The sequence below is a fragment of the Variovorax endophyticus genome (genome assembly GCF_025376855.1).
In the GTDB taxonomy this organism is placed as follows: Bacteria; Pseudomonadota; Gammaproteobacteria; order Burkholderiales; family Burkholderiaceae_C; genus Variovorax.
Window position 1 is genome coordinate 576,635 of record NZ_JAHUTH010000001.1, and the last position, 19,185, is coordinate 595,819.

General features: G+C 70.1%; 20 protein-coding genes. 8 read left to right on the forward strand and 12 right to left on the reverse strand.

Annotated features, from left to right (window positions below; genetic code table 11):
- Nucleotides 1–103: 103 nt before the first annotated feature.
- Both KV106_RS02565 and KV106_RS02570 read right to left on the reverse strand, forming a co-directional pair.
- Nucleotides 104–1,597 carry a sensor histidine kinase gene (locus KV106_RS02565; RefSeq protein ID WP_261205938.1) on the reverse strand — a complete coding sequence of 498 codons (1,494 nt, stop codon included), beginning with the start codon at nucleotides 1,595–1,597 and terminating at the stop codon, nucleotides 104–106.
- Complete coding sequence (locus KV106_RS02570) at nucleotides 1,594–2,319, reverse strand: response regulator transcription factor (protein ID WP_057596730.1); 726 nt, start codon at nucleotides 2,317–2,319, stop codon at nucleotides 1,594–1,596. Before KV106_RS02570 ends, KV106_RS02565 begins: the two co-directional genes overlap by 4 nt.
- A 97-nt stretch (nucleotides 2,320–2,416) precedes the next feature.
- On the opposite strand from KV106_RS02570, the gene KV106_RS02575 reads away from it, so the two are divergent.
- The 4 genes from KV106_RS02575 (at nucleotide 2,417) to msrA (ending at nucleotide 5,058) form a co-directional block, all read left to right on the forward strand.
- Nucleotides 2,417–3,049 carry a cytochrome b/b6 domain-containing protein gene (locus tag KV106_RS02575; protein ID WP_261205939.1) on the forward strand — a complete coding sequence of 211 codons (633 nt, stop codon included), beginning with the start codon at nucleotides 2,417–2,419 and terminating at the stop codon, nucleotides 3,047–3,049.
- 31 nt (nucleotides 3,050–3,080) lie between these two features.
- Nucleotides 3,081–3,872: a molybdopterin-dependent oxidoreductase gene (locus KV106_RS02580; protein WP_057596728.1), complete on the forward strand. Its 792-nt coding sequence runs from the start codon at nucleotides 3,081–3,083 to the stop codon at nucleotides 3,870–3,872.
- Nucleotides 3,873–3,980: 108 nt separating this feature from the next.
- Nucleotides 3,981–4,235 carry a pentapeptide MXKDX repeat protein gene (locus KV106_RS02585; protein ID WP_261205940.1) on the forward strand — a complete coding sequence of 85 codons (255 nt, stop codon included), beginning with the start codon at nucleotides 3,981–3,983 and terminating at the stop codon, nucleotides 4,233–4,235.
- Between the two features lie 121 nt (nucleotides 4,236–4,356).
- A complete protein-coding gene (gene msrA / locus KV106_RS02590; RefSeq protein WP_261205941.1) occupies nucleotides 4,357–5,058 on the forward strand; it encodes a peptide-methionine (S)-S-oxide reductase MsrA in 702 nt (233 codons plus the stop codon).
- 30 nt (nucleotides 5,059–5,088) lie between these two features.
- Here the strand turns inward: msrA and KV106_RS02595 are convergent, their stop codons facing one another.
- From KV106_RS02595 to KV106_RS02615, 5 genes are read right to left on the reverse strand one after another with little or no spacing between them, the layout of a single operon-like run.
- A complete protein-coding gene (locus KV106_RS02595; protein ID WP_261205942.1) occupies nucleotides 5,089–6,384 on the reverse strand; it encodes an acetyl-CoA hydrolase/transferase family protein in 1,296 nt (431 codons plus the stop codon).
- A gap of 48 nt (nucleotides 6,385–6,432) precedes the next feature.
- Nucleotides 6,433–7,458: a class I fructose-bisphosphate aldolase gene (locus KV106_RS02600; RefSeq protein WP_261205943.1), complete on the reverse strand. Its 1,026-nt coding sequence runs from the start codon at nucleotides 7,456–7,458 to the stop codon at nucleotides 6,433–6,435.
- Nucleotides 7,459–7,504: 46 nt separating this feature from the next.
- The gene (locus KV106_RS02605) at nucleotides 7,505–8,677 is read right to left on the reverse strand and encodes an NAD(P)/FAD-dependent oxidoreductase (protein ID WP_261205944.1); all 1,173 of its coding nucleotides are present in this window, start codon (nucleotides 8,675–8,677) and stop codon (nucleotides 7,505–7,507) included.
- A 28-nt stretch (nucleotides 8,678–8,705) separates the two neighbouring features.
- Nucleotides 8,706–9,605, reverse strand: coding sequence for a delta(1)-pyrroline-2-carboxylate reductase family protein (locus tag KV106_RS02610; protein ID WP_261205945.1), 900 nt, complete (start codon nucleotides 9,603–9,605; stop codon nucleotides 8,706–8,708).
- 10 nt (nucleotides 9,606–9,615) lie between these two features.
- Nucleotides 9,616–10,779 carry a branched-chain amino acid ABC transporter substrate-binding protein gene (locus tag KV106_RS02615; protein ID WP_261205946.1) on the reverse strand — a complete coding sequence of 388 codons (1,164 nt, stop codon included), beginning with the start codon at nucleotides 10,777–10,779 and terminating at the stop codon, nucleotides 9,616–9,618.
- A gap of 206 nt (nucleotides 10,780–10,985) precedes the next feature.
- Here KV106_RS02615 and KV106_RS02620 point away from each other — a divergent pair, with 206 nt between their 5' ends.
- The gene (locus tag KV106_RS02620) at nucleotides 10,986–11,885 is read left to right on the forward strand and encodes a LysR substrate-binding domain-containing protein (RefSeq protein WP_057596715.1); all 900 of its coding nucleotides are present in this window, start codon (nucleotides 10,986–10,988) and stop codon (nucleotides 11,883–11,885) included.
- Nucleotides 11,886–11,891: 6 nt separating this feature from the next.
- Here KV106_RS02620 and KV106_RS02625 read toward each other — a convergent pair whose 3' ends face one another.
- The 3 genes from KV106_RS02625 to KV106_RS02635 form a co-directional block, all read right to left on the reverse strand.
- A complete protein-coding gene (locus tag KV106_RS02625) occupies nucleotides 11,892–12,920 on the reverse strand; it encodes an aldo/keto reductase (RefSeq protein WP_057596714.1) in 1,029 nt (342 codons plus the stop codon).
- Between the two features lie 203 nt (nucleotides 12,921–13,123).
- Complete coding sequence (locus KV106_RS02630; RefSeq protein WP_261205947.1) at nucleotides 13,124–13,315, reverse strand: demethoxyubiquinone hydroxylase family protein; 192 nt, start codon at nucleotides 13,313–13,315, stop codon at nucleotides 13,124–13,126.
- Entirely contained in the window at nucleotides 13,312–13,803 is a 492-nt protein-coding gene (locus KV106_RS02635) for an Lrp/AsnC family transcriptional regulator (protein ID WP_261205948.1), read from the reverse strand. The genes KV106_RS02630 and KV106_RS02635 overlap by 4 nt, the downstream gene beginning before the upstream one ends.
- A gap of 98 nt (nucleotides 13,804–13,901) precedes the next feature.
- Between KV106_RS02635 and KV106_RS02640 the strand changes: the two genes are divergently transcribed.
- The 3 genes from KV106_RS02640 (at nucleotide 13,902) to KV106_RS02650 (ending at nucleotide 16,570) form a co-directional block, all read left to right on the forward strand.
- Complete coding sequence (locus tag KV106_RS02640) at nucleotides 13,902–15,095, forward strand: M20 aminoacylase family protein (RefSeq protein WP_261205949.1); 1,194 nt, start codon at nucleotides 13,902–13,904, stop codon at nucleotides 15,093–15,095.
- 28 nt (nucleotides 15,096–15,123) lie between these two features.
- Nucleotides 15,124–16,353, forward strand: a complete 1,230-nt coding sequence (locus tag KV106_RS02645) for a diaminopropionate ammonia-lyase (RefSeq protein WP_261205950.1) — start codon at nucleotides 15,124–15,126, stop codon at nucleotides 16,351–16,353.
- A 70-nt stretch (nucleotides 16,354–16,423) separates the two neighbouring features.
- The gene (locus KV106_RS02650; protein WP_172705714.1) at nucleotides 16,424–16,570 is read left to right on the forward strand and encodes a hypothetical protein; all 147 of its coding nucleotides are present in this window, start codon (nucleotides 16,424–16,426) and stop codon (nucleotides 16,568–16,570) included.
- Between the two features lie 20 nt (nucleotides 16,571–16,590).
- Here the strand turns inward: KV106_RS02650 and KV106_RS02655 are convergent, their stop codons facing one another.
- The gene (locus KV106_RS02655) at nucleotides 16,591–17,619 is read right to left on the reverse strand and encodes an OmpA family protein (RefSeq protein WP_057591092.1); all 1,029 of its coding nucleotides are present in this window, start codon (nucleotides 17,617–17,619) and stop codon (nucleotides 16,591–16,593) included.
- Nucleotides 17,620–17,826: 207 nt separating this feature from the next.
- On the reverse strand, nucleotides 17,827–19,185 hold the full coding sequence (locus KV106_RS02660) for an SMP-30/gluconolactonase/LRE family protein (RefSeq protein WP_261205953.1): 1,359 nt from the start codon (nucleotides 19,183–19,185) through the stop codon (nucleotides 17,827–17,829).

The following is a 19,185-nucleotide window of genomic DNA, read 5'->3' on the forward strand; positions in this document are numbered from 1 at the left end:
TGGGTGGATCGTCGGGTGCAGGTCGACGTGCCTGCATCCCGCATCCGCTTGTAGCATCGGCCGCCGCGCGCGCAACCGGCGCTTGCACCGATGCGCCCGGTGCTCAGGCGCCCGAGAGCCGGAAGCGGAACACCGCGCCGCGACCCGCCTGCGGCACCAGCCGGATGTCGCTGCCATGCAGCTGCAGGATGCGCTGCACGAACACCAGCCCCAGCCCGCCGCCGCCCGAGCCATCGCTGCGCACGCTGCCGGTGAAGGCCGGGCGCGTGAACAGGCTGGGCTGCAGCTCGCGCGGAATGCCGGGCCCGGTGTCGCTGACCTGCACCGTCACGCCCGCGCCCTCGTCGCCCGTGGCCGCCCGCAGCTGCACCACGATCTCGCCGCCGGCCGGCGTGTGGCGGATCGCGTTGTCGAGCAGGTTGGTCAGCACGCGCTCGATCATCCCGAGGTCGGCCGACACCACCGGCAGGCCCGGCGCGATGTCGGGACGCAGCCTCTGCTGCCGCGACTCGGCCGCGAGCTCGAACTTCTGGAACACGTCCTGCACCAGGTCGGCCAGCGCGAAACTCTCCTTCTCGGGCTTGACCACGCCGTACTCGAGCCGCGCCAGCTCGAACAGCTCCTGCGCGAGCCGTCCCACCTTGCGGCTCTGGTCGAGCGCGATGTCGAGGTAGCGGCGGCGCTCCTCCTCGTCGAGCGTGCCGGCCTTCAGGCGCAGGGTCTCGAGGTAGCCGTGCAGCGAGGTCAGCGGCGTGCGCAGGTCGTGCGAGACGTTGGCGAACAGCTCGCGCCGCTGCTGGTCCTGCAGGGTGAGCTCGCGCCACTGCTCGGCGATGCGCCGCGTCATCTGGGCGAAGGCCTGCGCGAGCAAGGCGATCTCGCCACCGCCGCGCGCGATGCGCTCGAGCGTGGGCGCCTGGCCCTCGAGCGCGTCGATGCCCTCGGTCTCGAAGCGCCGGACCGCGGCCGTGAGTTCGCGCAGGGGCCGCGTGATGAGCCAGGACGCGGCCGTGCCCGCCACCAGCCCGAGCAGCGCCACCAGCGCCATCGACCACAGGGTGGTGCGCAGCACGTTGTCGGCCGCCACGTTGGCCGCCAGCGCATCGTGGTCCTCGCCCTGCAGCACCACGTAGACATAGCCCGCCTCGCGGCCGTTCATGCGCAGCGGCGCGGCGCTGAAGACCTTGGCCGCCTGCAGGTTGCGCGGATCCTCGCCGAGGATCGGCATCGGTTCGCCCGCGAGCAGGCGGCGCACCGGCGCGAGGTCGACGCGGTCGCGCTTGAGATGGCCCGGCGGCGCGGCCTGCGCCGCGATGCGGCCGTCGGGCGCGAGCACGTAGAGCTCCACGCTCGGGTTCACGGCCATCAACTGGTCGAACAGCCGCTTCACCGCCTCGGGGTCGAGGCCGCCCGGGCGCATCAGTTCGGCGTTCTGGGCGATGTGCGCGGCCAACCCGCTCGACAGCCGCTGCACCACCTCCTGCTCATGGCGTCCGTTCGCGCGCAGCTGCAGCCAGGCCGAGGCGCCGCAGCACACCAGCAGCAGCAGCGCGAACACCAGCGACAGCCGGCGCGAGAGGGTCGCCCAGCCTATCATGACCCGGCCTCCTCCTGGCCGTCGGCCGCGAGCTTGTAGCCGCGGCCCCAGACGGTGAGGATGCGACGCGGTGCGGCCGGATCGGCCTCGACCTTGGTGCGCAACCGGTTGATGTGGGTGTTGACGGTGTGCTCGTAGCCGTCATGCTGGTAGCCCCAGACCTGGTTGAGCAGGTCGAGCCGCGAGAACACCTTGCCGGGATGGCGCGCGAAGAAGTACAACAGGTCGAACTCGCGCGGCGTGAGCTCGATGGCCTTGCCGTCCACGCGCACCTCGCGCGCGAGCGGCTCGATCTCGAGGTTGCCGAGCGCGAGGCTGCCCGACTCCAGCCGCGCATTGCGCGCCAGCGCATCGGTGCGGCGGATCAGCGCCTTCACGCGCGCCACCAGCTCGAGCACCGAGAAGGGCTTGGCCAGGTAGTCGTCGGCGCCGAGCTCGAGGCCGAGGATGCGGTGCACCTCGCTCGAGCGCGCGCTGATGATGATGATCGGGGTGTAACGTGCCATGGCGCGTGCGCGGCGGCAGATCTCGAGCCCGTCGATGCCGGGCAGCATGAGGTCGAGCACCAGCGCGTCCCACTGGCCGCGCTCCAGTTCGCGCAGCCCCGCGTGCCCATCGGCCGCATGCACCACCGCATAGCCTTCGTCGCGCAGGTGCATGCGCAGCAATTCGGCGATGTGGGCGTCGTCTTCGACCAGCAGCACGCGTTTGGGGGTGTCCATGGCGCCGATTGTCCCGCGATACGGATTCCCGAGCTATCACGATTCTTTGAACTTTGCGTGATGAATCGGCCAGGGGGTGCGGCCAAGAATCCGCTCCATGAACAGCACCGCCCTCGCCGCCCCGGACACCCGTCCCATCCACCCGCTGTGGATGCGCGTCACGCACTGGCTCAATGCGCTGGCGGTGCTGGTGCTGGTGACGAGCGGCTGGCGCATCTACAACGCGGCGCCCTTCTTCCCCTTCACCTTCCCGTCCGGGGCCACGCTCGGCGGCTGGCTCGGCGGCGCTTTGCAGTGGCACTTCGCGGCGATGTGGCTGCTGGTGTTCAACGGCTTCGTCTACCTGGCGCTCAACATCGCGAGCGGACGGCTGGCCGCCAAGTTCTTTCCGGTCACGCCCGCCGGCGTGTGGCACGACGCGCTGTCGGCACTCAAGGGCCGGCTCTCGCATGCCGATCCGCGCCGCTACAACAACGTGCAGCGGCTGGCCTACCTGTTCGTGATGCTCGACATCGTGTTGATCGTGCTGTCGGGGCTGGTGCTCTGGAAGTCGGTGCAGTTTGCTGTGTTGCGCGATCTGCTGGGTGGCTACGAGTTCGCGCGGCGCATTCACTTCTTCGGCATGGCTTCGCTTGTTGCCTTCGTCGCGCTGCATCTGGTCATGGTGGCGCTGGTTCCTCGCACCTTGCTTGCGATGGTGCTTGGGCGTTTGCCTCGGGGATCCCAATGAATTTCGTGGCTCTTCACAACCAAAGCCAGACATGAGAATCTTCAAAGCCCCAAGGATGACCGCCGTCGACAGCGAGGCAGTGGTGAAAGAAGCCCGCCAACTGATCGCGAAGAAGGTCGAGCACCCCGCACGCCGCGCCTTCCTGCAACGCTCGCTGACCCTGGGTGGCCTGTCGCTGCTCACAGGCTGCAGCATCAGCGACGACAGCCACGTCGAGGCCGCGCTCTCGAAGATCTCGCGCTTCAACGACCGGGTGCAGGGCCTGATCTTCAGCCCCACGCAACTCGCCGAGACCTATCCCGCCTCGATGATCACGCGGCCCTTTCCGTTCAATGCCTACTACGGCGAGGACGAGGTCCGCGAGGTCGACGGGGAAAGCTACCGCCTCGAGGTCACAGGACTGGTCGCCGACAAGCGCCGCTGGACCCTGCCCGAGCTGCGTGCCATGCCGCAGCACGAGCAGATCACGCGCCATATCTGCGTCGAGGGCTGGAGTGCCATCGGCCGCTGGGGCGGCGTGCGCTTCGCCGATTTTCTGCGCCACGTCGGTGCCGACACCACCGCGCGCTACGTCGGCTTCAAGTGCGCCGACGACTACTACACCAGCATCGACATGGCCACCGCGCTGCATCCGCAGACCCTGCTGGCGCTGACCTACGACGGCGAGGTGCTGCCGCCGAAGTACGGCTTTCCGATGAAGCTGCGGATGCCGACCAAGCTTGGCTACAAGAACCCCAAGCACATCCAGGCGCTGTTCGTCAGCAATACCTATTCAGGTGGCTACTGGGAAGACCAGGGCTACAACTGGTTCGGAGGGAGCTGAGCCGTCGCCCGCGACGACCTGGTTGCCGATGAAAGCGAGAGGCCGAGTTCCTTGCGGACCGCGCCATTTTTTGATGAAGACGAAATCCACTCACTCAGGAGAACCGATATGAACAAGCTCACCGCCACCCTGCTCGCCACCTGCCTGGCCTTCGGTGCCGCCTCCACCGCCTTCGCGGCCGACGAGATGGCCAAGGATGCGATGTCGAAGGATGCCATGGCCAAGGACGGCATGAAGAAGGACGCCATGGCCAAGGATGGCATGTCCAAGGACGCGATGAAGAAGGACCACATGGCGAAGGACGGCATGGCCAAGGACGCCATGAAGAAGGACGCCATGGGCAAGGACGAGATGAAGAAGTAAGGCGCGACGGGCGGCCCCGGCGCGACCGCCGCCGGGCCACCCTCGCTCCGCATTGACGAAAGCCGCGCGGCACGGCATGGTTGCGCGGTCGACGCCGCCACCCCCACCCTCGAGGCACTCCATGAAGACCTTCGCACTTTCGGCGGCCGCCATCGTCGCCGCCGCCACCATCTGGCACGCCGTGCCTTCCGCCGCCGAGCCCGCGCGCCGCGTGCCCGCGCCCACCGCCGACCTCGTGGCGCCACCCGCCGCGAAGACCGAAACCGCCGTCTTCGCGGGCGGCTGCTTCTGGGGCGTGCAGGGCGTGTTCCAGCGCGTGCAGGGCGTGAGCAATGCCGTCTCGGGCTATGCGGGCGGCGATGCCAAGACCGCCAGGTACGACGAGGTCGGCTCGGGCCGCACCGGCCATGCGGAATCGGTGCGCATCACCTACGACCCCAAGCAGATCAGCTACGGCAAGCTGCTGCAGATCTATTTCTCGGTCGCGCACGACCCGACCGAGCTCAACCGCCAGGGCCCCGACACCGGCACCCAGTACCGCTCCACCGTGTTCGCGGAGAACGCCGAGCAGGCGCGTATCGCGAAGGCCTACATCGCGCAGCTGAACCAGGCCAAGACCTTCGGCAAGCCGCTGGCCACCACCATCGAGACGGGCAAGCCCTTCTACGCCGCCGAGGACTACCACCAGGACTTCCTCACGAAGCACCCGGACCACGGCTACATCGTCGTCAACGACTGGCCGAAGATCGACGACCTCAAGAAGCTCTTTCCCGAGAGCTATCGCTCGGCGCCCGCGCTGGTGAGCGCGGCGAAGGCGGGCTGACGACAGTCGGCCGCGCGCCGCAAGAACTCGCTAGAGCAGCCTCAGCCGCTGCGCCTGCTCTTCGAGTTCCGCGCGAAACGCCGGATGCGCGATCGCGATCAGCTCGCGCGCGCGCTGCCTGGCCGACTTGCCGCGCAGTTGCGCCACGCCATGCTCGGTCACCACGTAGTCGATGTCGTTCTTGCTCGTGCTCACGTGCGTGCCGGGAGACAGCGAGGGCACGATGCGCGAGATGGTGTCGCCCTTGGCGGTCGAGGGCAGCACGATGAAGGCCTTGCCGCCGCGCGAACGGTTGGCCGCGCGCACGAAGTCCGACTGCCCGCCCGTGCCCGAGTACGGCGCATGGCCCAGGCTCTCGGAGCCGCACTGGCCCAGCAGGTCGATCTGCATGGTGGCGTTGATCGCGACCAGGTTGTCGTTGAGGCCCGCGAGCGCCGGGTCGTTGGTGAAGTTCACCGGATGCATCTCGAGCGCCGGGTTGCGGTCCATGAAGCGGTAGAGCTTGCTCGAGCCCAGCGCGAAGGTCGCGATCAACTTGCCCGGCAGGTGGTTCTTGCGCCGGTTGGTCACGGCGCCGCTCTCCACCAGCGTGAGGATGCCGTCGCCGATCATCTCGGTGTGGATGCCGAGGTCGCGCTTGGCCGTGAGCTGCATCACCACCGCGTCGGGAATGCCGCCATAGCCGATCTGCAAGGTCGAGCCGTCGTCGATGCGCTCGGCCACGTACTTGCCGATCGCCTGCTGCACCGGACCGATCTTGGGCAGCCCCACCTCGAGCACCGGCGCCTCGCTCTCGACCAGCGCCGCCACCTGCGACACGTGCACATGGCAAGCGCCATGCGCGAAAGGCACGTTCGGGTTGACCTCGAGCACCACCGCGCGCGCCTTGGCCACGGCGGCCATCGTGTAGTCCGCACCCAGGCTCAGCGCGAAGTAGCCGTGCGCGTCCATCGGCGAGGCCATGCTGAAGACCACGTCGGCCGGAATCTGGCCGCGCTCGATCTGCGCCGGGATCTCCGAGAAGTAGTTGGGCAGGAAATCGATCCAGCCCTCCTGCCCGCCCGCGCGCGTGGCGCCGCCGAAGAACAGCGCGACGTGGCGCACATGCGCCACCGTCTCGGGATCGATGTAGGCGTACTTGCGCATCGCGAGGATCTGCGCGACCTTGACGTCGCGGAAATCGCGCCGCTGCTCGGACAGCGCCTCGAGCAGCGCGGGCGGCTCGCCCACGCCGGTGGGCACGATGATCATGTCGCCGTTGCGCACCTGGCGCACGGCATCGGCAGCGCTCGCGCGCTTGCGGCGGTACTGGTCCTGGAAGTCCATGAAGCGTCTCGTCTCTTTTTCTGAAGGGATGGGAAATGAGGGGGCGGCCTACAGCGGCGCGTCGTTGCGCGCATCGTAGGTGCCGCGCCGCGCGGCCCGGTTGCAGCGCGCGCGGAACACCAAGGCCTTCTGCGCCTCGGACACGCGGGCCGGGTCGCCCTTCCAGAGCTCGAGCGCGGGCTGCTGCACCGCGCGCGAGAACGAGAAGCTCAGCGCCCACGGCAGCCGCGCGCCGAAGCGGGCATTCATCGCATTGAGCCGCGCCGAGGCGAGCTGCGCCGACTGCCCGCCCGAGAGGAAGGCCACGCCCGGCACCGCCGCGGGCACGCTGCGCAGCAGGCAATGCACCGTGGCATCGGCCACCGCTGCCACGTCGTCCTGCACGGCGGCGTTCTGAGCCGGCAGCACCATGTTCGGCTTGAGCAGCATGCCCTCGAGCAGCACGCCCTGCGCGCGCAGCTCGGCGAAGGTGCGGTGCAGCACTTCTTCCGTGACCTCGGCGCAGCGCGCGAGCGAATGGTCGCCGTCCATCAGCACCTCGGGCTCGACGATCGGCACCAGGCCGGCTTCCTGGCACAGCGCCGCATAGCGCGCGAGCGCGTGGGCGTTGACGCGGATGCAGGCGCGGCTGGGCAGGCCCGCGCCGATCGCGATCACGCCGCGCCACTTGGCGAAGCGCGCGCCCAGGCCCGCGTACTCGGCCAGCCGTTCGCGCAGGCCGTCGAGGCCCTCGGTCACGGTCTCGCCCGGATGGCCCGCGAGCGGCTTGGCGCCGGTGTCGACCTTGATGCCCGGCACGATGCCCGCGGCGGCCAGGGCCTGCGCGAAGGGCACGCCGGCGTGGGTGGTCTGGCGCAGCGTCTCGTCGAACAGGATCGCGCCGCCGATGCTGTCGGACAGCCCGGGCGCCGTGACGATCAGCTCGCGCCAGTCGCGCCGCGCCGCCTCGGTCTGCGGGATGCCGAGCGCGGCGAAGCGCTTGTTGCAGGTGGCGTTGCTCTCGTCCATCGCGAGCAGGCCCTTGTCGGCGGCCAGCAGCGCGGCGGCCGTGTCGGTCAATGTCTTGGCGGTCATGTCGGGACACCTTTCGGGGGCCATCCTACGCCCGCGAGGTTTGCCCCTAGATGACGTTGCGCTCCAAGAGCGGCATGTTGCGCAGGATGCGCTCGAAGCCCACGGCCGACAGGTCGAGGCTGCGGTAGCCGCCGAAGCGGATCAGCTCGGCCACGCCGCGCCCCGCCGCCGGGCACTGCTGCAGGCCATGGCCCGAGAAGCCGTTGGCGAAGTAGAGGTTGTCGCAGTCCGGGTGCAGGCCGAGGATGGCGTTGTGGTCGAACAGGTTCATCTCGTAGTAGCCGGCCCAGGCGCCGGTCATGCGGATGGCCTCGAAGGCCGGCACGCGTTCGGCCAGCGCGGGCCAGATGAAACCGTCGAAAGCCTCGTACTCGACCTCGAGCGGCGCGTCGTCGGGATCCTGGTCCTCGGGCGGCGCGAAGCCGCAGATGAACTGGCGGCCCTCGGGGCGCAGCCAGATGCCCGAGGTGTCGATCACCAGCGGGCAGCCGGGCAGCGACTCGGGACACGAGAAGCTGAACACGCTGCGCCGACGGCCGCGCACCGGCAGCTCGATGCCGGCCCAGCGCGCCACCGTCGCGGCCCAGGCGCCCGCGGCATTCACGACCAGGTCGGCCGGCAGGGCCTGGCCGTCGGCGAGCACGACGCCGCGCACGAGGCGCCCTTCGCATTGCAGCCCGGTCGCCTGCGCCTGCACGTAGCGCACGCCCTGCGACACGGCCTTCCTGCGGAAGGCCTGCAGCAGGCTGTAGCCGTCGTACCAGCCCTCGCCCGACAGGCCCAGCGATCCCAGCGCGACGCCTTCCACGCCGAGCCACGGAAAGCGCGCTTTCAGTTCCGCGGGCGCGAGCAGCGCCACGTCGACCGCATGGGCCTTCTGCAACGCATGGTTCTCGCGCAGCACGCCCTCGCCCGCCGCCGAGGCCAGGTACAGGTAGCCGGGCTCGACCAGGCCGATGTCGGGCACCTCGTCGCCCACGCGCAGCGTCTGGCCCAGGCCGCGGAAGAAGTCGATGCCGTAGCGCGACATCTCGATGTTGATGGCGGTCGAGAACTGCTGGCGGATCGAGCTGGCCGACAGCGCCGACGAAGCCTGGCTGTACGAGAAGTCGCGCTCGACCACCGTGACCTCGAAGGGCTCCTGCGCTGGATCGCGACTCAGGAAATAGGCAATGGCCGAGCCGATGGCCCCGCCGCCGATGATCACCACACGCCGCATGCAATGCCTTTCGCTCCGCTCGTCATCGTCACCTTCCTTCGTCATGCGCCAGCCGCGCCGCCGCCAGATCCCACAGCGCATGGCCCACGGTCTTGACCAGCACCGGCGCACGGGCCGCCGCGGGCACCGCATGCGCGAAGTCCTGCACGGCGCGCCAATCGACGTCGGCGCGGATCAGGTCGCCGGCCTCGCGGCGCGCGCCCTCCAGCGTATCCACAAACACGCTGCCGCGGCGCACCAGCGCGGTGGGCACCTCGGCCATGTCGGCGCGGTAGGCGCCGATCGCGATCACGCAGGCATCGGGGCGCAGGTCCGGCGGCACCACGGGGTCGAGCGCATTGGTCGCGGCGACGACGAGGTCGGCCTCGCGCGCGACGGCGTCCGGATCGGCGATCGCCTGCGCCTCGACGCCCAGCGAACGCATGTGCCGCGCGAGGTCCTCGGCATGGGCCGCGGTGCGCGCATGGATCGCGAGCCGGCGCACACCCCACAGTTCGGCCAGCGCCTCGGCATGCGCGCGCGCCTGCACGCCCGCGCCGATCAACAGCACGTGTTCCGCCCCCGTGCGCCCCGCGCGCATCGCGCCGGCCAGCGACAGGGCCGCCGTGCGCCGCGCGGTCAGCACATTGCCGTCGAGCGCGAGCAGCCGCGTGCCGGTGGCCGCATCGAGCAGCACCACCTCGCCCTGCACCACCGGCAGGCCGCGCGCCGCATTGCCCGCATGCACGGTCACCGTCTTGAGCGCGGCGAACTCGGCGTCGGCCGCGGGCATCAGCAGCATCGTGCCGCCGGCCGCAAGCGGCACCGCGGTGCGCGGCGCGGCCCGTGCCTCATCGCGGCGTTCGCGCTCGAACATCCGCAGCATGGCCTCGACCAGCGGTCCCCAGGGCAAGGCCGCGGCCGTCTCGGCCGCATCGAGCGTGCGCACCGGGGCCGCCTCAAGAACCGGCGACGCGCACGCGCTTGCCGTCCTTGTAGGTGAAGACGGTGAAGTCGGGCTTCTGCAGGTTGCCCTTGGCATCGAAGGCGATGGCGCCGGTCACGCCGTCGAACTTCACCTTGCGCATCGCCGGCAGGTAGGCCGCGGGCTCGACCGAGTTGGCCTCGCGCATGCCGGCGGCCAGCGCCATCATCGCGTCGTAGAGATAGGGCGCGTAGGTCAGCACGTCGACGCCGAAGCGCGCCTTGTAGCGCTGCTCGAACTCGGCGCCCCTGGTGGTCTTCTCGACCTCCTTGCCGCCGCGCGTGCAGTAGAGCAGCCCGTCGACCGCGCCGCCGCTGATCCTGGCGACCTCGTTGGTGCACAGCCCGTCGGTGCCCAGCAGCTTGGCCGTGATGCCGAGCTGCTTCATCTGGCGCGCGATCAGCCCGCCTTGCGCGTCCATGCCGCCGTAGAACACGACCTCGGGCTGCTTCGCCTTGATGCTGGTGAGGATCGCCATGAAGTCGGTCGCCTTGTCGCTGCCGTACTCCTGCGCGACGATGGTGCCGCCCAGCGCCTTGACGCCGCGCGCGAACACCTCGGCCGCGCCCTGCCCGTAGGCGGTGCGGTCGTCGATCACGGCGATCTTCGTGGCCTTGAGCTCCTTCACCGTGTAGTTCGCGATCGCCATGCCCACGTCGTCGTCGCTCGCAAGGATGCGGAACACGTTGTCGTAGCCCTGTTTCGTGAAGCTCGGGTTGGTGGCGGTCGACACGTCAGGCAGGCCGGCGCGGCTGTAGACGGCCGAGGCGGGAATTGCGGCGCCCGAATTGAAGTGACCGAGGATGCCCTTCACGCCCATGTCGGCGAGCTTGTTGGCGACCACCATCGCCTGCTTGGGGTCGGCCTGGTCGTCCTCGGACTGCAGCACGAACTTGATCTTCCTGCCGCCGATCAGCAGGTTCTGCCTGTTGAGATCCTCCACCGCGAGCCGCGCGCCGTTGTCGTTGTCCTTGCCCCAGTGGGCGGCGCCGCCCGTGAGCGGGCCGGCATGGCCGATCAGCACCGTCTGCTCGGACTGGGCCCAGGCCGGCAGCGCCAGGGCGCCGGCCAGGACGCCGGTCAGCAGGCAGGCCGAGGCGGCTGCATGGCGCCGTGGCGATACGCGCGAAGCGGTCATCGAAAGTCTCCTTGTGTTTGTGCGTGCGGGCCGCGCTGGAGGCCCGAACGCAGAATAGAGTCGCGCTGGCGGGCGCAACAAACGCTCAATGCGCACGACGTTGTGCGATCCCGGAAGGAAGACCGCCGGATCGGCGACGCGATGAATGCTTTGGTTGACGGAAAGCGGGCCGCGCCAGAATCGGCCCACCAGGACAAGCAGGCGAGATGAGAAAAGACATACCCAACCTCGGCGCGCTGCAGGCCTTCGAGGCCTCGGCGCGGCTGGGCAGCTTCACGCGCGCCGCGAGCGAACTGGCGCTCACGCAGAGCGCGGTCGGCCGCCAGGTGGCGATGCTCGAGCAGCGGCTCGGCGTGGCGCTGTTCTCGCGCGTGCGGCGCCGGCTCACGCTGACCGACGTGGGCCGCGAGTACGCGGCGCGCATCCGCCGCCACCTCGACCAGATCCGGCGCGACACGCTGGAGATCGCCGCCGGCCACGACATGGGCTTCGTGCTCGAGGTGGCGGTGGTGCCCACCTTCGCGACCCAGTGGCTGATTCCGCGCCTGCCCGATTTCAGCCGGCTGCATCCCAACATCACGGTCAACCTGTCGGCGCGCTCGCAGCCCTTCTCGTTCCAGGAGAACGCCTACGACGCCGCGATCTACTTCGGCGACCAGTTCTGGCCCGACACGCGCGGCGGGCGCATCTTCTCCGAGGGCGAGATGGTGCCGGTGTGCAGCCCGGCCTTCCGCGATGCCAACGGCCCCTGGGACGAGGCCGCGTTCGCGCGCTGCCGCCACGTGCACCTGAGCACGCGCGCCCATGCCTGGCGCGACTGGTATGCGCAGCAGGGCTGGGACTACACGGTGCATGCCTCGCGCGGGCCGCGCTACGAGCTCTTCACCATGGTGACGGCCGCCACCGCGGCCGGCATGGGCGTGGGCCTGGCGCCGCGCCTCTTGATCCAGCACGAGCTGCGCACCGGCGAGCTCGTGATCCCGATCGACCGCAGCCTCGACGTGAGCCAGGGCTACTACTTCGCCTATCCCGAGGGCCGGCCGGCCTCGGGGGCGCTCGAGCACTTCAAGCGCTGGGTGCTGAGCCTGACGCCCGAGAAGGGCTGAGCCCGATCAGACCGGCGCCGGATTGCGCTCGGCGAAGCCGCGCTGGTGCCAGTACGGATAGGCCAGCGTCGTCGTGCTCGCCGCGTCGAGCTCGGCCACCTGCTCCTTCGTGAGGTTCCAGCCCACCGCGCCGAGGTTCTGGCGCAGCTGCTGCTCGTCGCGCGCGCCGATCACCACGCTCGACACCGTCGGACGCTGCAGCAGCCAGTTCAGCGCCACCTGCGGCACCGTCTTGCCGGTCTCGCCGGCGATCTTCTCGAGCGCATCGACGACGCGGTACAGCAGCTCGTCGGGCACCGGCGGGCCCATGTCGGCCGTGACGTGCAGGCGACTGTTGGCCGGCAGCGGCTGGCCGCGGCGGATCTTGCCCGTGAGGCGGCCCCAGCCCAGCGGGCTCCACACCACCGCGCCCACGCCCTGGTCCTGCGCCAGCGGCATCAGCTCCCATTCGTAGTCGCGGCCCACCAGCGAGTAGTAGGCCTGGTGCGCCACGTAGCGCGGATAGCCGTAGCGCTCGGCCACGCCCAGCGACTTCATCAGGTGCCAGCCCGAGAAGTTGGAGGCGCCCACGTAGCGCAGCTTGCCGGCGCGCACCAGGTCGTCGAGCGTCGAGAGCGTCTCTTCCACCGGCGTCGCGGCATCGAAGCCGTGCAGCTGGAACAGGTCGATGTAGTCGGTGCCCAGGCGCTTCAGGGCCGCGTCGACCGCGGCGACCAGGTGATAACGCGAGGAGCCGACCTCGTTGGCGCCCTCGCCGCTGCGGAAGGTGGCCTTGGTCGAGATCAGCAGCTTGTCGCGCGGCCGGCCCTTGATCGCTTCGCCGAGCACCGACTCGGCCGCGCCGCCCGAGTAGATGTCGGCGCTGTCGAACATGTTGACCCCCGCGTCGAGGCAGATGTCGATCAGCTTGCGGGCCTCGGCCACGTCGGTGCTGCCCCAGGCCTGGAAGAACTCGCCCTTGCCCCCGAAGGTGCCGGTGCCGAAGCTCAGGACGGGGACCTTGAGGCCCGATCGGCCCAGATGACGGTATTCCAAGATGCTGCTCCTTCGGCCCGCGGGCCAGGGTGGTGCGGGCCGGCGGCCCGCGGATGGCCGCCATTGTTGGCTGCGGGACCGAACCCCGGCCGGCAGTCGGGCTTTGGAGACCGTGCGTGGCAGCCGAGCGCTCGGTGACGAGGCCCAGCACCCAGCCGCCAATGCCGCACAGTCAGTAGCTGCGACAGGCGCACGCCGCGCCGTTACGATTTGGTGGCGAAGACGACGCGGTGCTGCTCCTCGTGCGACTTGAATTCGCACAGCTCGGGCACCCGCGCAGGCGCGGTGAAGCGCGCGGCCAGGATCTGCGCGCGGTAGATGTTCACCGCGCCCTGCTCGCCCGCGTGGTCGACCTTGAGGATGCGGCCGCCGAGCGCGGTGTCGCTCGAGGTCATGGGGCGATCGCCTTCAGCGCCTCGTCCACCGGCACCGTCAGCCCCACCTTCACCCGGCTCATGGCCACCAGCGTCTTGAAGCGCTTCACGTTGCTGTTCTCGAAGAACAGTTCGCGCGTGAGCCGCGTGTACTCGGCCATGCCGCGCACCGCGAAGATCAGCACGAAGTCGCATTCGCCCGCCACGTAGTAGCACTGCTGCACCTGCGGGCAGGCCTGGAAGCCGCGCTTCATCGCATCGAGCAGATCGGCGCGCTCGCTCTCCACCTCGACCTCGACGATCACGGTGAGCTCGCAGCCCACCGCGTCGGGATTGACGATCGCCGCATGGCGCTCGATCACGCCCTCGTCGGCCATGCGCTTCAGGCGCCGGTTGACCGCCGCGGCCGACAGGTGCACCTGCCGGCCCAGCTCGCCCTGCGGCAGGCGCGCGTCCTGCTGCACCAGCGCCAGCAGCTTGAGGTCGTAGGCATCGAGGGGCGTGGGCATGGGCGTGGTCGACGGGGCGCGGCGGGTGGAATGGAATTGCGTCGCCGCCCCCTTCAATGCGCGCGGATTCAGGGGTCGGCGGCATAGCATTGTTGCCCATGACCTCCGCCCTCCCCGCCCCCGATCCGACCGCCGACGCGCCGCTCGATGCCGAGCTCTCGGGCTGGCGTCGCTACCTCCACACCATTCCCGAGACCGGCTTCGCCGAGCACCGCACCTCGGCCTTCGTCGCGCGCACGCTGCGCGCGCTGGGCCTCGAGGTGCACGAGGGCATCGGCGGCACCGGGCTGGTGGCGAACCTGCGCGTGGGCGAAGGCCGCGGCACGATCGGCATCCGCGCCGAGATGGATGCGCTCGACATCGCCGAGTCGGCGCCGGGCCGTACCCATGCCTCGGCCACGCCGGGCAAGATGCACGCCTGCGGCCACGACGGCCACATGTCGATCGTGCTCGGCGCGGCGCGGCTGCTGCGCGAGCGCCGTGACTTCGACGGCACCGTGCGCTTCGTCTTCCAGCCCGCCGAGGAGCATGGCCGCGGCGCCAAGGCGATGATGGCCGACGGCCTGTTCGAGCGCTTCCCGGTCGACGAGATCTACGGCCTGCACAACATGCCGGGCCTCGCGGCCGGCACCATCGCCACCTGCGCGGGCGGCATCATGGCCAGCGAAGACAACTTCACGATCCACGTGCGCGGCCGCGGCACCCATGCGGCGCGGCCGCACATGGGCATCGACCCGATCGTGATCGGCGCCGAGATCGTGCTCGCGCTGCAGACCATCGTCTCGCGCAGCCTCGACCCGGGCGCGCAGGCCGTGGTCTCGTGCACCGAGTTCATCACCGACGGCATCCGCAACGCGATCCCCTCCAACGTGGTCATCAAGGGAGATACCCGCAGCTACGACCCCGCCGTGCAGGCCACGCTGGAGCGGCGCATGCGCGAGATCAGCGAAGGCATCTGCCGGCTGCACGGCGCCGAATGCGCGTTCTCGTACACGCACGAGTTCGAGCCCACGGTGAACTGGCCCGAATGCGTGCCGCACGCCGTGGCCGCCGCGACCGCGGTGCTCGGCGCCGCTCGCGTGGACGCGAACACCGTGCCGATGATGGCCTCGGAGGACTTCGGCGCCTTCCTGCGCGTGGTGCCCGGCGCCTTCGTGTTCCTCGGCAACGGCGTCGACGGGCAGCCCGGCGGCACGCCGCTGCACAACGCGGGCTACGACTTCAACGACGAGGTGCTCGAGATCGGCGCGCGCTACTTCGCCGAGCTGGTGCGCATGCGGCTGCCGCGCTGACCCCTCTCCCTTCCTTCGAAAGCTCGACATGCTGGTCCGCAATGCCCGCGCCGTGCGCGCGCCCTACCCCGAGGCGCTGCACCGCATCCTCAGCATCGACGAGGCACGCGCCACGCGCGCGTGGCTCTCGCGCTGGTCGCTGCTCGCGCCCGAGCCCACGCCGCTGCACCGCCTGCCCGATCTCGCGCAGGCCTGCGGCGTCGCCGAGGTGTTCCTCAAGGACGAGTCGCTGCGCTCGCCGCTCGGCAGCTTCAAGGCGCTCGGCGCACCGGCCGCGCTGGTGCGGCTGGTGCTGCGGCGCCATTCCGATTGGCGCGCCGACGCGGTGCTGCGCGGCGAACATGCGAACGCGTTGAAGGAACTCGTCGTCATCAGTGCCACCGACGGCAACCACGGCCGCGCGCTCGCCGCCGCGGCGCGCAGCGTGGGCGTGCGCTGCGTGATCGTGCTGCACCGGCACGTGAGCACCGAGCGCGAGCGCGCCATTGCCGACTTCGGCGCCGAGATCGTGCGCATCGAGGGCAACTACGACGCCTCGGTCGCGCATGCCGCGCAGCTCGCCGAACGGCATGGCTGGCAGGTCGTGTCCGATACCGCGTACCCCGGCTACGAAGAGGTGCCACGCGACGTGATGCAGGGTTACGGCACGATGGTCGACGAGGCGCTCGAACAGCTCGCCGCCGAGTCCGACGGCGCCTGCCCCTTCAGCCACGTCGTCCTGCAAGGCGGCGTCGGCGGCCTCGCGGCCGGCGTGGCGAGCTACCTGTGGGAGCGCTTCGGCGAACGCCGCCCCGTGCTCATCGTCGCCGAACCGCGCCAGGCCGATTGCCTCACGCGCAGCGCCATCGAGGGCCGGCCGGCAGTGGCCACCGGCAGCGTCGATTCGGTGATGGCCGGCCTGGCCTGCGGCGAGACCTCGACCCTGGCCTGGCACTTTCTCGAGCCTTCGGTCGATCTCTTCCTCACGCTGGAGGATGAAGAGGCCGTGGATGCGATGCGGCGGCTGGCCGAGGGCTCGGCGCGCGACCTGCCCGTGGTGAGCGGGGAATCGGGCGCGGCGAGCGCGGCGGCATTGCTGCAGCTCGCGCGGTCCGGGGCGGCGAAGGCACAGGCCGGGCTCGATCCCTCGTCGCGCGTGCTCCTGATCAGCACCGAGGGGGCGACCGCGCCTTCGGTCTATGCGCAGTTGCTGGGTCGCTCCGCGAACGAGGTGCTGGCGGCGCAGCGCGAATGGCTGAACCAGGAGACCCGGCGGTAGGCGGCCGGCCCCTGCACAGTTCTTACAAGCTGTAGAACCTGCGCACGGCCCGCGCACCTAGACTGGAGCGATGAAAACCAAGCAGGGATTCGGCGTGGGCGCCGGGCTCGCGGCCGGCGTGGGCATCGGTGCCTTGCTCGACGAGATCGGCCTAGGGATCGGCATCGGTCTCGCGCTGGGAATCGCGCTGTCGCTGGCCCTCGATCGCAAGGAGTGACGCGGCCACCGGCGCCGCGCCTACTGCGGCACCAGCTCCACGCGCCGGTTCTTCGCGCGGCCGTCCTCGGCCGCGTTGCTGGCGACCGGCGCGAGATCCGCCACGCCGTAGGCGCCGAGCCGGTTGGCCGCGATCGCGTACTGACCGACGAGCGCCGCGTTGACCGCCTCCGCGCGCCGCTTCGACAGCGCGATGTTGCTCTCGAGCGTGCCCTGGTTGTCCGTGTGCCCGACCACGCGCAGCTTGAGCGCGGGCTCGGCCTTGAGCAGCTTGGCGATCTCGTCCAGCGCGGGCTTGGATTCGGGCTTGATGTCGGCCTTGGCGGTGTCGAACAGGATGCCGTAGAGCGCCACGCGCCCGGTGGCTGCAATGGCCTTCGACATGTCGCCCGCGCTCACGGTCACCATGTTCTGCTTCATCGCCCCGACCTCGATGATGTCGACCGCCGCGTAGGCACCCTTGACCGCCTTGTAGTCCTTGCTGTCCTTGGCCCATTGCACGGCCTCGACGACCACGTAGAGATCGCCTTGCGGCCGCGGAATCTTGAAGCTGGCCAGGCGAGCGGTCCCGACCTCGGCGGTCGAGAAGGTATAGGTGCTGCGGCTGGTCTTGATCTCGTTCCAGCTGTAGGGGCAGAGGAAGCAGGAGCGGCTCTTGAAGTTCTCGTCGCGCCCCGAGTCGTAGAGCGTGACGCCACCGGCCGCCTGCACTTCGTTCTGGTAGTTGCGGATCAGCTCGGCCGTGGAGGTGTCGCCCGCCGACTCGTACCAGAGGCGGGTCAAAGCGCCTTCGACCGGCACGGAGCTGACCCAGCTGCGCTTCCTCGACGTCGTGTCGTAGCCCTTGTAGGTTCCCGTCGGCACCAGGTATTCGTCGAAGCGCTTGAAGTCGTAGCCGACGATGGTCGAGCCCGCGAAGCGCTTGAGCAGCGGGTTGTCCTTGGCGCCCGGAAGGTCCTGCCCGGATGCGAGCGTCGAGAGGAACAGCAGCCCGGCGAATGCCGGCGCGGCCAGCAGCCGAAGGAAGGCGAGGACGGAACGCGGACGCATCGATGACTCCGTGAAATGACGGCGCCATTGTCGGGAACTCCGACGATTTGGCTGCACGGCCGTATGGCCTATGGCCGCGGGCCGGGACGTCGATGCGAGGAGATCGGCGCGTCATTTCTCATCGTCCCGGCGCCATCGCTTCGAACCACCGCGCCCCATGCAACCCGAAGCCCCGTTTCGAACCATCGGCGCATGGAGCGGATGCACTCAGGGTGCCAGCGTGAGCTTGAAGATCTGGTTGCCGTTGGTCGCTCCCACGTAGACGGACCCATCGCCGGCCACCGCCACGCCGATCGGAAAGTTGAACGTGATCGCCGCGCCGGCGCCGTCGCGCAGCGTGCCGATCTCGCCCGCGGGCGTGACCACGCGCACCACGCCATCCCAGGCATGGGTGAGGAACACGTTGTCGTGCGCATCGACCGCCACGCCGTAGGAATAGCCGAGCTTGGCCGGCGTGGCGGCCGTGCCGTCGACGACCCCGGCGCCCGCGTTGCCGTTGGCGCAATCGCCCAGCAGCGTGCTCACCGTGGCGGTGGCGATGTCGATCTTGCGCAGGCAGGGACTGTCGGTGTCGGTGTCGTAGAGCGTCTTGCCGTCGCGGCTGATCGCCAGGCCCTGCGGGCGGGCCAACTGGGCGGCCGTGCCCACGCCGTCGAGATAGGCCTGCGTGCCGTCTCCCGCGAGCGTGCTCGTGGTGCCGTCGGCCGCGACCTTGCGCACGCGCTTGTTCTCGGTGTCCGCCACGAACAGGTTGCCGCCGCTGTCGAGCGCGAGGCCGGTGGGGTTGTGGAACATGACGGTGGCCGGGCTGTCGGCATAGCCGCTCGTGGCGCCGCCGACCCAGGTGCTGGCGGTCGTTGCATTGGCGGCGATCTTGCTGATGCGGTGCTGGTCGCTCACGTAGAGCGTGCCATCGGCCGCAAGGGTCAGGCCGGACGGCGTAGTCAGGGTCGCGCCCGGCGTCACCTCGGCACCGCTGCCGCTCGCGGTGTCGATCCTGTAGACGGAACCGTTGCCGCCCATGGCCACGTAGAGCTTCGCGCCGCTCGCATCCAGCGCGAGTTGATAGGGACTGCTGTAGCTCACGCCCGTGGTCGCCAGCACGTTAGCGACCCAGGCCTTGACCGTCAGCGTGGCGGCACGGCTGGTCACGCTGCCACCGGCGCCGCTCACGCGCACGCGCAGCTGCTGGCCGCTGTCGGCCAGTTGGCTCGCGGCCGTGGTGAAGCTGTCGCCGGTGGCGCCGGCGACATCGGTCCAGCGCGCACCGCCATCGACGCTGCGCTGCCACTGGTAGGCCGTGGCGCGCGCGGCCTGCACCTTCAAGGTGGCGGGCACGCCCTGGCCCACGGTGGCGTTCGAGGGCTGCGTCGTGATCGAGGGTGCGGTTTCGGCCGGCGCGGGCGGAGGCGGAGGCGTCTGCGCGGCCGGCGCGGGCGCGGGAGCGACCGGGAAGCCGGCGAAGCCGCCTCCACCGCCACCGCCGCAGGCGGCCAGCACGAGGCTCACGATCAACAGCGCGACAGGGGTTCGCGCCGCGGGGCAAATGGCAGGACGGGTATGCAT

Excerpts from the sequence above, each read along its gene's own strand:
- KV106_RS02585 (WP_261205940.1), top strand. The coding sequence starts at position 3,981 with ATGAACAAGCTCACCGCCACCCTGCTCGCCACCTGCCTGGCCTTCGGT.
- KV106_RS02595 (WP_261205942.1), bottom strand. The coding sequence starts at position 6,384 with ATGGACTTCCAGGACCAGTACCGCCGCAAGCGCGCGAGCGCTGCCGAT.
- KV106_RS02645 (WP_261205950.1), top strand. The coding sequence starts at position 15,124 with ATGCTGGTCCGCAATGCCCGCGCCGTGCGCGCGCCCTACCCCGAGGCG.
- KV106_RS02570 (WP_057596730.1), bottom strand. The coding sequence starts at position 2,319 with ATGGACACCCCCAAACGCGTGCTGCTGGTCGAAGACGACGCCCACATC.
- KV106_RS02630 (WP_261205947.1), bottom strand. The coding sequence starts at position 13,315 with ATGACCTCGAGCGACACCGCGCTCGGCGGCCGCATCCTCAAGGTCGAC.
- KV106_RS02575 (WP_261205939.1), top strand. The coding sequence starts at position 2,417 with ATGAACAGCACCGCCCTCGCCGCCCCGGACACCCGTCCCATCCACCCG.
- KV106_RS02620 (WP_057596715.1), top strand. The coding sequence starts at position 10,986 with ATGAGAAAAGACATACCCAACCTCGGCGCGCTGCAGGCCTTCGAGGCC.
- KV106_RS02580 (WP_057596728.1), top strand. The coding sequence starts at position 3,081 with ATGAGAATCTTCAAAGCCCCAAGGATGACCGCCGTCGACAGCGAGGCA.
- KV106_RS02615 (WP_261205946.1), bottom strand. The coding sequence starts at position 10,779 with ATGACCGCTTCGCGCGTATCGCCACGGCGCCATGCAGCCGCCTCGGCC.
- KV106_RS02660 (WP_261205953.1), bottom strand. The coding sequence starts at position 19,185 with ATGCATACCCGTCCTGCCATTTGCCCCGCGGCGCGAACCCCTGTCGCG.
- msrA (WP_261205941.1), top strand. The coding sequence starts at position 4,357 with ATGAAGACCTTCGCACTTTCGGCGGCCGCCATCGTCGCCGCCGCCACC.
- KV106_RS02600 (WP_261205943.1), bottom strand. The coding sequence starts at position 7,458 with ATGACCGCCAAGACATTGACCGACACGGCCGCCGCGCTGCTGGCCGCC.
- KV106_RS02650 (WP_172705714.1), top strand. The coding sequence starts at position 16,424 with ATGAAAACCAAGCAGGGATTCGGCGTGGGCGCCGGGCTCGCGGCCGGC.
- KV106_RS02605 (WP_261205944.1), bottom strand. The coding sequence starts at position 8,677 with ATGCGGCGTGTGGTGATCATCGGCGGCGGGGCCATCGGCTCGGCCATT.
- KV106_RS02640 (WP_261205949.1), top strand. The coding sequence starts at position 13,902 with ATGACCTCCGCCCTCCCCGCCCCCGATCCGACCGCCGACGCGCCGCTC.
- KV106_RS02565 (WP_261205938.1), bottom strand. The coding sequence starts at position 1,597 with ATGATAGGCTGGGCGACCCTCTCGCGCCGGCTGTCGCTGGTGTTCGCG.
- KV106_RS02635 (WP_261205948.1), bottom strand. The coding sequence starts at position 13,803 with ATGCCCACGCCCCTCGATGCCTACGACCTCAAGCTGCTGGCGCTGGTG.
- KV106_RS02655 (WP_057591092.1), bottom strand. The coding sequence starts at position 17,619 with ATGCGTCCGCGTTCCGTCCTCGCCTTCCTTCGGCTGCTGGCCGCGCCG.